The sequence below is a fragment of the Sulfurimonas sp. NWX79 genome (assembly GCF_039667035.1).
Lineage (GTDB): Bacteria > Campylobacterota > Campylobacteria > Campylobacterales > Sulfurimonadaceae > Sulfurimonas > Sulfurimonas indica.
Genome location: NZ_JALCZL010000013.1, coordinates 45,250 through 56,534 on the forward strand (window position 1 = coordinate 45,250; position 11,285 = coordinate 56,534).

12 protein-coding genes are annotated in these 11,285 nt (G+C 38.3%); 11 read left to right on the forward strand and 1 reads right to left on the reverse strand.

What is annotated here, in order from left to right; all coding sequences use genetic code 11:
• Positions 1-46 precede the first annotated feature (46 nt).
• The 11 genes from MNY27_RS07060 to MNY27_RS07110 all read left to right on the forward strand — a co-directional run bounded on the left by MNY27_RS07060 (position 47) and on the right by MNY27_RS07110 (position 10,079).
• Positions 47-1,549, forward strand: coding sequence for a peptide-binding protein (locus MNY27_RS07060; protein ID WP_152183265.1), 1,503 nt, complete (start codon positions 47-49; stop codon positions 1,547-1,549).
• Entirely contained in the window at positions 1,546-2,196 is a 651-nt protein-coding gene (locus MNY27_RS07065) for an HAD family hydrolase (RefSeq protein ID WP_152183266.1), read from the forward strand. Before MNY27_RS07060 ends, MNY27_RS07065 begins: the two co-directional genes overlap by 4 nt.
• A gap of 121 nt (positions 2,197-2,317) precedes the next feature.
• Entirely contained in the window at positions 2,318-2,875 is a 558-nt protein-coding gene (locus MNY27_RS07070) for a pyruvate flavodoxin oxidoreductase subunit gamma (protein WP_152183267.1), read from the forward strand.
• Between the two features lie 10 nt (positions 2,876-2,885).
• Positions 2,886-3,281 carry a 4Fe-4S dicluster-binding protein gene (locus tag MNY27_RS07075; RefSeq protein WP_152183268.1) on the forward strand — a complete coding sequence of 132 codons (396 nt, stop codon included), beginning with the start codon at positions 2,886-2,888 and terminating at the stop codon, positions 3,279-3,281.
• A complete protein-coding gene (locus tag MNY27_RS07080; protein ID WP_152183269.1) occupies positions 3,282-4,505 on the forward strand; it encodes a 2-oxoacid:ferredoxin oxidoreductase subunit alpha in 1,224 nt (407 codons plus the stop codon).
• Positions 4,506-4,514: 9 nt separating this feature from the next.
• Positions 4,515-5,471, forward strand: a complete 957-nt coding sequence (locus MNY27_RS07085; RefSeq protein WP_152183270.1) for a thiamine pyrophosphate-dependent enzyme — start codon at positions 4,515-4,517, stop codon at positions 5,469-5,471.
• Positions 5,472-5,674: 203 nt separating this feature from the next.
• Positions 5,675-6,199, forward strand: coding sequence for an S-ribosylhomocysteine lyase (gene luxS / locus MNY27_RS07090; RefSeq protein ID WP_346392036.1), 525 nt, complete (start codon positions 5,675-5,677; stop codon positions 6,197-6,199).
• The gene (locus MNY27_RS07095) at positions 6,190-6,492 is read left to right on the forward strand and encodes a hypothetical protein (RefSeq protein WP_152183272.1); all 303 of its coding nucleotides are present in this window, start codon (positions 6,190-6,192) and stop codon (positions 6,490-6,492) included. The genes luxS and MNY27_RS07095 overlap by 10 nt, the downstream gene beginning before the upstream one ends.
• Before the next feature lie 2 nt (positions 6,493-6,494).
• Positions 6,495-6,986 carry a hypothetical protein gene (locus tag MNY27_RS07100; protein ID WP_188109423.1) on the forward strand — a complete coding sequence of 164 codons (492 nt, stop codon included), beginning with the start codon at positions 6,495-6,497 and terminating at the stop codon, positions 6,984-6,986.
• A gap of 60 nt (positions 6,987-7,046) precedes the next feature.
• A complete protein-coding gene (locus tag MNY27_RS07105; RefSeq protein ID WP_346392037.1) occupies positions 7,047-9,302 on the forward strand; it encodes a glutamine--tRNA ligase/YqeY domain fusion protein in 2,256 nt (751 codons plus the stop codon).
• A 15-nt stretch (positions 9,303-9,317) separates the two neighbouring features.
• Complete coding sequence (locus MNY27_RS07110; RefSeq protein WP_346392038.1) at positions 9,318-10,079, forward strand: MnmC family methyltransferase; 762 nt, start codon at positions 9,318-9,320, stop codon at positions 10,077-10,079.
• On the opposite strand, the gene MNY27_RS07115 is transcribed toward MNY27_RS07110, so the two are convergent.
• On the reverse strand, positions 10,069-11,285 hold a 1,217-nt coding region (locus MNY27_RS07115), incomplete at its 5' end, for a RecQ family ATP-dependent DNA helicase (RefSeq protein WP_346392039.1). The genes MNY27_RS07110 and MNY27_RS07115 overlap by 11 nt on opposite strands.

An 11,285-nucleotide genomic window follows, 5' to 3' on the forward strand; every position in this document is an offset into this window, starting at 1 on the left:
TAAACTCACGCAACTTACAACTTTTTATACTATAATTTCAAGCATTATGAGATTATTACTATTTTTATCCCTATTTTTTACACATATTTTTGCATCGACACTGCAGCTTGCAACTTCTGCCAATCCATCAAGGCTCAACCCTATCTTGGCAACGGACTCCTCCTCTTCGGAAATTACTGGCTTTTTATTTAATGGACTTGTAAAGTATGATAAAGACAACAGAGAGATAATTGGAGATTTGGCAAAAAAGTTTTACTTTAAAGATGATACAACACTTGTCTTTGAGTTGCGTGAGGGAGTGAAGTGGCATGATGGCAAGCCTTTTTCTGCAAAAGATGTTCTTTTTACCTACCAAACACTCATCTCAGATAAAATAGCTTCCCCATACTCTTCAGGATTTCGTTTTGTAAAAGATGTAAAAGTTTTGGATGATTATACTGTTGAAGTTGATTATAAACAGCCTTATTTTAAAGCGCTAGAGACTTGGATGATGGGCATCCTTCCAGAGCATATCTTAAAAGATGAACAAAATCTGATGAACTCTTCGTTTAATACCCATCCAATCGGTACAGGACCTTACAGGCTCACGCAGTTGGAATTTTCTCAAAACATTGAACTCTCAGCATTTGATGACTATTTTGAAGGACGTCCCAAGATTGATAAAATTGCTTTTCATGTTATAGCAGACCCGATGACACGCCTTTTAATGCTAAAAAACGGGGAACTTGACATGGGAAGTATAGAGCCGCTTGTCATGGAGAGGCAACTCAAACGTGATTTTTTTGAAAAGTTTAATATCTATGAGCAGATTTCACTCTCCTACACATACTTAGGATTTAACCTACGTAAAGAAAAGTTTGCTGACCCTCGTGTGCGTGAGGCACTCTCTTTGGCGATTAACAGAGAAGAGTTGGTTGATATTTTGTTTTTCAAACATGCAAAAGTATGTACCGGTCCCTTTCTTCCGGGAAGCAGTGCGTTCAATCCGGATATAAAAGCGCCAAAACAAAATATAAAGCGCGCACGTGAGCTGCTACGTGAGGCTGGATATGATGAAGAGCACCCTTTTACATTCGAGATAGCAACATCAAACTCAAGTTCGATTCGTCCCTATGCAGCAGAGATATTGCAGTACCAACTGCAAAAAGCAGGTGTAGTTGTAAAACTTCGTGTGATGGAGTGGCAGGCCTTTTTAAATATGATGGTTTTCCCGCATAAGTTTGATACTGTACTTTTAGGTTGGGGACTCTCTCCAACACCGGACCCATATCTTTTTTGGCATAGTGATAGTGATAAAAAAGGAGGCTTTAATCTGGTAGGGTATCATAACAAAAAGATAGATAGACTCATAGAGGAGTCCCAGTCCCTAATTGATAAAGAGAAGTTGGCAAAAATTTGGCGTGAGATGTTTACTATTATCACTCAGGATAATCCTTACCTTTTTCTCTATATTCCAAACTCCATTACCGCAGTAAATAAAGATATCAAAAATATTGAACCGGCCCTTGGCGGTATCTGGCATAACTATATTTCATGGGAGAAAAATTGATTATACTATTTGATTTAGATGGAACACTTATAGACTCAACGGAGGCTATTTTAGAGAGTTTTCATAATGCATTTGATTTTTATGGGTACCCGCATCCAAGTGATGATGCTATTAAAGCCTTGATAGGACATCCACTAGATATTATGTTTGGGCACCTTGGAGTAGAGGAAGATAAAGTGTGGGATTTTGTAACAGTTTATAAAGAACATTACAGAGACATATCAACACAAAAAACAGTGCTTTTACCTCACGCAAAAGAGGCAGTAGAACTTGCAGGCTCTTTTGCAGAACTAGGTATCGTTACGACAAAAACCGGAAAATATTCACGTATTCTAATGGAGTATTTTGGTCTGATGGATAGCTTTAAAGTGCTTATCGGGCGTGAACATGTAGAACATCCAAAACCTCACGCAGAACCTATACTTAAGGCATTGGAAGCTGTTGACATAGAAGAAAAGTCTCATGTCTGGATAATTGGAGATACTGAACTAGACATTATAGCAGCAGATGCGGCTGGTATAAACAGCATTGGAGTGCTGAGTGGATATGGTACGGAAGAGACACTGAAAAAATTCACAAATGTTATTTTTAGTGATGCATATGAAGCTGTGATGTGGTTAAAAAGTGGAAATTTATCACACAATTAACTGACATTATAATCTACACTATATCATCAAGCTATATTTAAGTGCCGGTTGCCTAAAATACAGATAAATTGAATTGATAGAGAATACTTAAATATTTCTTGACAAAATAGAAGGAGAATTTATGCTAGAAATTAGATGGCATAGTCGTGCTGGTCAAGGGGCTGTAACAGGTGCTAAAGGTTTAGCAGACGTTATTTCTACAACTGGAAAGCACGTTCAAGCGTTTGCATTCTATGGTTCAGCAAAGCGTGGAGCTGCTATGACAGCATACAACCGTGTTGATGATAAAATGATAATGAATCATGAAAAGTATATGGAGCCTGACTATGTCTTTGTAATTGACCCTGCGTTAGTATATACATCAGATGTGACTATTAACCACAAAGATACTACAAAGTATATTATCACAACGCATATGACTACAGATGAACTTATTGCTTCTCAACCGAAACTTGAAGGCAAAGAAGTATATACTGTGGACTGTATCCAGATTGCGCAAGATACTATTGGTCGTCCTATTCCAAATACACCGATGCTTGGTGCATTTATGAAAGTATCTGGAATGTATGATATAGAGTTCTTTAAAGAGAGTATGCAGAGAATTCTTGCGAAATTACCACAAAAAATCATTGATGCAAATATGATCGCTATTCAGCGTGCATATGATGAAGTGAAATAAGGAGCTGATGATGGCAAACACAGGTTGGGATGAATTTGAAATTGGAGCAATGCTTCGTACTTTTGATGGAGCGATAGAAGATATCGCCGGAACACTTCAAGAAGACCGTAATTACTCACCAAACAGCTCTTTTACTGCAAGTGTAGCTGACTGGAGAATTGAAAAGCCGGTTTTTAATAAAGACTATTGTATTGATTGTCAATTTTGTTGGGTATATTGTCCAGATATTTCTATCATTTCAAGAGATAAAAAGATGATTGGTGTAGATATGGATCACTGTAAAGGGTGTGGTATTTGTGTTGAGGTTTGTCCAACAAATCCTAAATCACTTTTAATGTTCCCTGAAAAAGCAGACGAAGAGACAGAAATAGCAAATTGGCCTGCTAAAGAAGATAAGGAGAAATAGATGGCATTTGATAAAATGGAATTAAGAGATATCGAAGTATGGGATGGAAACTTCGCTGCAGCTCAAGCGATGAGACAGTGTCAAATCGATGTTGTTGCTGCATACCCAATTACTCCATCAACTCCTATTGTTGAAGGTTATGCAAAATTTTTAGCAGATGGTTATGTTGAAGGTGAATTCGTAATGGTTGAGTCTGAGCATGCTGCAATGTCAGGATGTATCGGTGCTGCTGCTGCTGGTGGACGTGTTGCAACTGCAACATCTTCACAAGGTTTCGCACTTATGGTTGAAACACTGTATCAGGCATCTGGTATGCGTTTACCGATTGTTCTTAACGTTGTAAACCGTGCACTTGCTGCACCATTAAACGTTAATGGTGACCACTCTGATATGTATCTTGGACGTGACTCTGGTTGGATTCAGTTTGATGCATACTGTCCACAAGATGCGTATGACTTAAACTTCATCGCATTCCGTGTTGCAGAAGACCATGATGTAAGATTGCCAGCAATGGTTCACCAAGATGGTTTCATGACTTCACATACTGCACAGGGTGTACATACTATGGATGATGATACAGCATATAGCTTTGTTGGTGATTTCAAACCTATGAATGATATGCTTGATTTTGAGCATCCGGTAACGCATGGTGTACAAACAGAAGAGGATTGGCACTTTGAGCATAAAGCTCGTCAACACAATGACCTTATGACAAAAGTTTTTCCAAAAATCGAAGCTGCTTTTGATGATTTTGAGAAACTTACAGGTCGTCGTTACAACCTTGTAGAGAAGTATGACCTAGATGATGCAGATGTTGCTGTAGTTTGTATGGGTACTTCAGTTGAGACTGCTCGTGAAGTTGCAAAAGAGATGAGAGAAAAAGGAATCAAAGCAGGTGTTTTGGGACTCCGTGTTATTCGTCCATTCCCATTCTTCCAAATTCAAGAAGCACTCAAAGATGTAAAAGCTATCGCTGCACTTGACAGATCTTCACCAAACGGTGCTCCGGGAATGCTCTTTAATGAGTTGGCTGGATGTCTGTTTAACACAGATACAAAAGCTATGCTAAGTGGTTATGTATATGGTCTTGGTGGTCGTGATTTAACGAAGAAACATTTAACAGATCTTTACACTGAACTACAGGCAAATGTAGATGCAGGAAAAATCACTACTCCATTACAGCAATTTATCGGTGTTCGTGGACCGAAATTAGCATTTTTATAGGAAGATATTATGAGCGAAATGAAAAAAATTAAAAACTTAAAAGAGTTTTCAACATCGGCTGACCGTTTTGAGGGTGCAAACCTTCTTTGTCCTGGTTGTGCTCACTCTATCATTGTTCGTGAAGTTTTAAATGCTACTAATGATGATTTAGTACTTTCAGCATCTACTGGATGTCTTGAAGTTTGTACGGCAGTTTATCCATATACTTCATGGGATGCTTCTTGGATCCACATCGGCTTTGAGAATGGTTCTACTGCGGTTGCAGGTGCTGAGGCAATGTACAATGCACTCAAGCGTAAAGGTCGTCTAAAGCAGCCTGACCGTAACCCTAAGTTTGTATCATTTGCAGGTGATGGTGCTTCTTACGATATTGGTTTCCAGTGGATCTCTGGTTGTATGGAACGTGGTCATAATATCATGCACGTTGTTCTTGACAATGAAGTATATGCAAATACTGGTGGTCAGCGTTCATCTTCAACACCTATCGGTTCATCTTCCACAACAGCACCAGCTGGTCGTGTAAGTTACGGTGAGAAGAAAAACAAGAAAGATATGGTAGCTATTATGGCAAGCCATGGTATCCCATATTCTGCACAAGTTGCACCAAACAAATGGAAAGATATGGTAAAGAAAATCCAACACGGTATGGCAGTAGATGGTCCTGTATTTATCAATGCAGTATCTCCTTGTACAACTGAGTGGAAATTCGATCCTAAAGATACTATGATGCTTACAGACTTAGCAACAGATTCATTAGTGTTCCCACTCTATGAAATCATTGATGGTCATGAGTTAAATATCACTTACAGACCTAAAAATGTTGTGCCTGTTGAAGAGTATCTTGCAGCACAAGGGCGTTTCAAGCACCTCTTTAAAGATGAGTACAAGTATCTCATTAAAGAGTGGCAAGAGCGTGTAGATGCGAACTGGGCGTACTTAAACCGTCGCGAAGAAGCTCGCGTATAGTCGCGAACTTTTAGCTTCACAGCATCTTGCACTTTTCTCAGTTACGGCAGGCTATAAGCCTAGCCTTAAACTGAGGAAAGCACAATCTACTATAAATCTAAAACTTCTTTATCCCTTATATTTCAATAGTAAATTTTCTTATTTCAATTAATCATTAAACTTTTTTGCTAAAATACTTCTAATTAAATTGAAGGACTTACACAATGCCATTATTAGACTCTTTTACAGTTGACCATACAATCATGCCGGCACCTGCAGTGCGTAAAGCAAAAACAATGAAAACACCACGCGGAGATAAAATCACTGTTTATGATCTGCGTTTTTACAAACCGAACAAAGACAAAATGGATGGACGTGGCATCCACACCTTAGAGCACCTTTTCGCAGGTTTTATGCGTGATCATCTCAACTCTAAAAATGTAGAGATAATTGACCTCTCTCCAATGGGTTGTCGTACAGGTTTTTATATGTCAGTTATCGGTACACCCGATGAAAAAAGAGTGGCTAAAGCTTGGAAAAAAGCGATGAAAGATGTGCTTAAAGTAAAAAGCAAAAAAGATATTCCTGAGTTAAATATCTATCAGTGTGGTACCTACAAAATGCATTCATTGAAAAATGCAAAGAAAATTGCTTCTGATGTACTTTCTCATAAGATTGGTGTAATGGATAATGAGAAACTGAAACTCTCAAAGAAAAAACTAAAAGAGATAAGCACATCATGCTCGTAGTTGTTCCAATGGACAGTACGGATGTACAAGAAGCAAAGATTACACCGGTACTAGAAGCAAAAACATGGGCCGAGTTACGCATAGAAGAGGGTGAGCTTGTTGAAGTACTGCATGCAGATGCGTTTGATGCCTTTGAAGCATGGCCAGAGGCTGTTGTAGTGTGCAGTGACGGGGAGCCTGTTATGGATTTTATCAATATGTCCATGATGGTGCTTGTTGCACATGCACAAAAGACAATTGATGAGATTGTTGAAGCTTTTCTTTTCCGTGAGTTACACGATCTAGCTTATTAGCGATGCAGTTAGAGCAATTCTTAGAGCTTTTCAATCCGCTTCCGGGGAATCATTACATCCAAGTAACAACAAAACCGGATGCTACAACAAAGGCTCTTTTAAATATGATAAAAGAGGTAGATGGTGAGTTTCGACTTGCCATCTACGCTGAAGATGAGTTTGAACTTGATAACTCTTTAGCTGATGCAAAAGTACAGTTTGTGCAAAAATTCAATGTTCCTTTTCGAACGCTTCCACGTGACAATGATATTGTCATTTTTAAAGATATCCTCACGCAGCATAGCAATCCAAAACTCCTTTTAAAAATTGCCTATACAACTCTTGCAAATACAGCAGATATTGTCATTATGGAAGCAAAAGGAAAAATGGATATAGAAGCGACAAAACAGCTCTTAGAAGATTTTGAATTTCGTGCACCTAACTATATAGATGTATTAGATGAATATGACCTGGTTATGGCAAAAAAGATGCATATGTGGGGCAATGGTTTATAAGCTCTAATTAGATAAAATACAATACAAAAAAGTTTTAAGGCAAAAAAGGTTTAAACAAGTATGAATGAGAGCAAAAATTTTTTACGTACAATAGTTGAAGAGGATCTAAAATCGGGTAAATATAAAGAGATAGTTACAAGATTTCCTCCTGAGCCAAATGGTTTTCCTCATATTGGACATGCGAAGTCTATCTTTATTAACTTTGGTATTGCACGTGATTATAATGGTCGCTGTCACTTACGCATGGATGATACAAATCCAACAAAAGAAGATACAAAATATGTAGAGGCACTTGAAGATGCTGTGAAGTGGCTTGGATATGAATGGGACGGGAGTATTCGTTTTACATCTGATTATTTTCCTAAGCTCTATGATTATGCGATTGAGCTTATTAAAATGGGTAAAGCTTATGTTGACTCACTTACAGAAGATGAGATCCGTGAGTATCGCGGAAGCGTAACAGAGCCTGGAAAACGCAGTAAGTATGCCAATCGTAGTGTAGAAGAGAACCTAGACCTGTTTGCGCGAATGAAAAAAGGCGAATTTGCCGAGGGTGAGCATGTTTTAAGAGCCAAAATTGATATGGCAGCACCAAATATGAAGATGAGAGACCCTCTTCTTTACCGCATCAGACATGCACATCACTTTAGAACAGGGGATGAGTGGTCAATTTATCCTATGTATGATTTTGCACACTGTCTTTCTGACTATATCGAAGGTGTAACTCACTCTATCTGTACTTTAGAGTTTGAAAATAACCGTGATATTTATGACTGGGTATTAGATACACTCTCTCTTAAACCGCCACGACCTTATCAGCATGAGTTTGCACGTTTGAACATAAACTATACGGTTATGAGTAAAAGAAAGCTTCTAGAGCTCGTTGAGGGTGGCTACGTGAGTGGCTGGGATGATCCTCGTCTGCCAACAATTGCCGGCTACAGAAGAAAAGGCTACACGCCAGAGTCAATTTTAACTTTTTGTGATCAGATAGGGATTGCTAAAGCAAATTCAGTAGTAGATGTTTCACAGTTAGAGTTTTGTATCAGAGATGATCTGAACAAAAAAGTGCCACGTGTTTTATGTGTACTCAATCCGCTCAAAGTTACAATAGAAAATTATGAAGGAAGTGAAGAGATTGATGCTCCATACTATCCGCATGATGTACCAAAAGAGGGAAGTAGAAAACTGCCTTTCTCACGTGAGATTTACATTGAACGTGAGGATTTTGAAGAAAATCCTCCAAAAGGTTACTATCGCCTTACACCAGAGCAACCAGTACGACTTAGACATGGCTATATCATTGCATGTAAGGAAGTTGTCAAAGACGCTGATGGTAATATCACAGAGATAAGAGCAGAGTACTATCCTGACTCTAAGAGTGGACGTGATACAAGTGGTATTAAAGTAAAAAGTGCAATTCAGTGGGTAAGTGCAGCAGATGCTAAAGCCATAGAAGTAAGACTTTATGACAGACTCTTTGCTACTGAATTTCCAGAGGGTGTAGAAGATATAAATCCAAATTCTCTAAAAGTTGTCAAAAATGCTCTGATCGAGCCTGCTGTTATTACCCAAAAGCCAGATGTGAGATTTCAGTTTGAGCGTGAGGGCTATTTTTATGCTGATCCAGTTGATTACAGTGATGAAAAACCGGTTTTTAATAAGATTGTAGGACTGAAAGACTCTTGGGGTAAAAAGAAGAAAAAAATAACAACAGATAATAGAGCAAAACCACAAGAGAAAAAAGTTCAAATTGACGGTGAAGTCGCTCCAATGACTCCAGAGCAGCAAGCTCTTTTTGACAAGTACACAGCAGATTTAAAACTCAATAGTGAAGTGGCAAATACACTTGCACGTGATGCGTATCTTTCAAAGTTTTATGAAGAGGCATTATCTTCACTAAAGAGTCCTGTAAATCTGGCAAATATGGTTGCAAATGAAGTTGCACGTGAGATAAAAGAGCAACAGTCAATTGAGCTGAAATTTACTCCCAAGCAGATAGCCGAGCTTGTAAAGATGCTTGATGAAGAGACAATTTCAAGTAAAATTGCAAAACAGGTCTTTGAGGAGATGGCAAAATCTGGAGAAAATCCAGCTAAAATAGTTGAAGAGAAAGGACTGGTGCAGATAAGTGACCCTGCTCAAATCGCACCTATTATAGATGAAGTCATTGCAAAAAATCCGGATAATGTTGCAAAATTCAAAGCAGGAAACAAAAAACTCTTAGGCTTTTTTGTCGGTCAGGTACTCAAAGCTACAGGGGGTAAAGCAAACCCTAAAATAGTCAATGAACTAGTTGCAAAAAAGTTACAATAGAAGTAGAGACTTGTGATGAATAGTTTTGATGATGCACAGCACTCTATAGCGCTGAGTGAAGATGGCAGTTATACTGCCTACTCAAAAGAGTATGATGAGCATTATCACTCTACAAAAGATGGGGCACTCTCCGAGTCACTCTACAAACATATCATTCCTGCATATAAGCTCACGCAGGGAAAAGATGAACTCCATATTTTAGATATTTGCTATGGCTTAGGGTTTAATACCTTAGCCACTGTTTTATATTATAAAGAACATGCTCCAGAGAAAAAACTCTTTATCTACTCTCCCGAACTTGACAGCTCTTTGGTACAATCACTTACAAATTTCAATTACCCGCAAGAGTTTGCATCTTTACGTGAAATAATAGAAGCAATATCTAGAGATGGGGTCTATAGAGATGAGACTTTAACTATAGAAGTTTTTTTAGGAGATGCGAGAGAGTATATAAAACAATTTCAAAAGAAGTTTGATATTGTCTATCAGGATGCTTTTTCTCCAAGTGCGAATCCTATGCTTTGGACAAAAGAGTATTTTGCAGATATTAAAAATGCCATGAAAAGTGATGGGGTAGTAACGACCTATTCGACTGCACTCAAAACTCGACTCGCTCTTTATGAAAATGGATTTTTAGTATATTTGAACAAAGGTGAGCACTTTCGTAATGCTACACTTGCTTCACTCAAAGAACTTGTAGATTATGAACTCGTTAATATGCAACATAAAATCAGCTGTAACCCTGGTGTAGAACCTTTAAGTGATACTAGTGTGTAGCTATCACATCTAAAAACTCTTCACCAAACTGCTCATATTTTTTCATCCCGATACCATTGACTTCTAGCATCTCTTCTTTGTTTGTCGGCATATCATTGGCTAGATGTTTGAGTGTTTTATCGCTAAAGATGATATACGCTGGTACACCCATTTCACTTGCAAGTTCTGTTCGCTTTTCTCGCAGCTTTTCAAATAGTTCTCTGTCAAAATCAAACGCTTCAACTTGGCGTACTGCTTTTGCCTTTTTATCTACTTGCAGACGTGAAGATTTGATATCTACAAGCTTTTGAGACTTTAATATGCTAATGGCATCTTGCGTGAGCTTGAGTGTTGAAAAATCTCCAACCGTTAAAATTTTGAGTTCCAAAAGCCGCTCCACAATGACAAACCACTCTTTCTTGCTTAGGTGTCCTCCAATGTCATAAACAGAGAGTTTGTCTGCACCATTAGCTAAAATTTTCTGTTCACTTGAACCTCGCAGGATATCGATGATGTAGTTTTTTCCAAAGTTTTGTTCTGTCTTATAGATGGCGGAGAGCAACATTTGCGCCTCTTTGGTAATATCTTGGCGTTTGTCATCAGACTCTAAGCAGTTGTCACAGCGACTTTCACAAGGCTCTAGTGTCTCATGAAAATATTCGGCTAACTGTTTATGAAAACAGATCTCACTTGTGGCATACTTGTAGATGGTATCGATCTTTAGACCAAGGTGCTCTTTGTAAGCTGCATCATCAATATCATGCAAAAAATGTTTATGTTGTATCATGTCCCCTGCATTAAAGAGCAGCAGTGCTTCACTGTCCTCTCCATCACGTCCACCACGTCCAATCTCTTGGTAATAATTCTCCAAAGACTTTGGCAGACTCATATGCACTACAAAACGGATATCACTCTTGTCTATTCCCATCCCAAAAGCAATTGTTGCAACCATAATGTCCACTTTATCATTGACAAAGATTTTAAAGTTTTGCTCTCGTATATGTTGCGGCAAACCTGCATGATATGCAAGTGACTTATAACCTGCATAATTTAAAAAACTGCTGAGCTCTTCAGCTTTTTTGCGTGAGCTTACATAGATAATGCCACTCTCATCTTTATGACGAAGTAGAAAGTTTTTCAGCTGAGCTTGACCATTACCTATACGTCTCTCAGCAGAGATAAAGATGTTTTTACGAAAGACACTTCCTTTTAAAAGCAGAGGATTTT

Coding starts and splice junctions, on each gene's coding strand:
- MNY27_RS07060 (WP_152183265.1), top strand. CDS start 47: ATGAGATTATTACTATTTTTATCCCTATTTTTTACACATATTTTTGCA.
- MNY27_RS07070 (WP_152183267.1), top strand. CDS start 2,318: ATGCTAGAAATTAGATGGCATAGTCGTGCTGGTCAAGGGGCTGTAACA.
- MNY27_RS07075 (WP_152183268.1), top strand. CDS start 2,886: ATGGCAAACACAGGTTGGGATGAATTTGAAATTGGAGCAATGCTTCGT.
- MNY27_RS07080 (WP_152183269.1), top strand. CDS start 3,282: ATGGCATTTGATAAAATGGAATTAAGAGATATCGAAGTATGGGATGGA.
- MNY27_RS07085 (WP_152183270.1), top strand. CDS start 4,515: ATGAGCGAAATGAAAAAAATTAAAAACTTAAAAGAGTTTTCAACATCG.
- luxS (WP_346392036.1), top strand. CDS start 5,675: ATGCCATTATTAGACTCTTTTACAGTTGACCATACAATCATGCCGGCA.
- MNY27_RS07095 (WP_152183272.1), top strand. CDS start 6,190: ATGCTCGTAGTTGTTCCAATGGACAGTACGGATGTACAAGAAGCAAAG.
- MNY27_RS07100 (WP_188109423.1), top strand. CDS start 6,495: ATGCAGTTAGAGCAATTCTTAGAGCTTTTCAATCCGCTTCCGGGGAAT.
- MNY27_RS07105 (WP_346392037.1), top strand. CDS start 7,047: ATGAATGAGAGCAAAAATTTTTTACGTACAATAGTTGAAGAGGATCTA.
- MNY27_RS07110 (WP_346392038.1), top strand. CDS start 9,318: ATGAATAGTTTTGATGATGCACAGCACTCTATAGCGCTGAGTGAAGAT.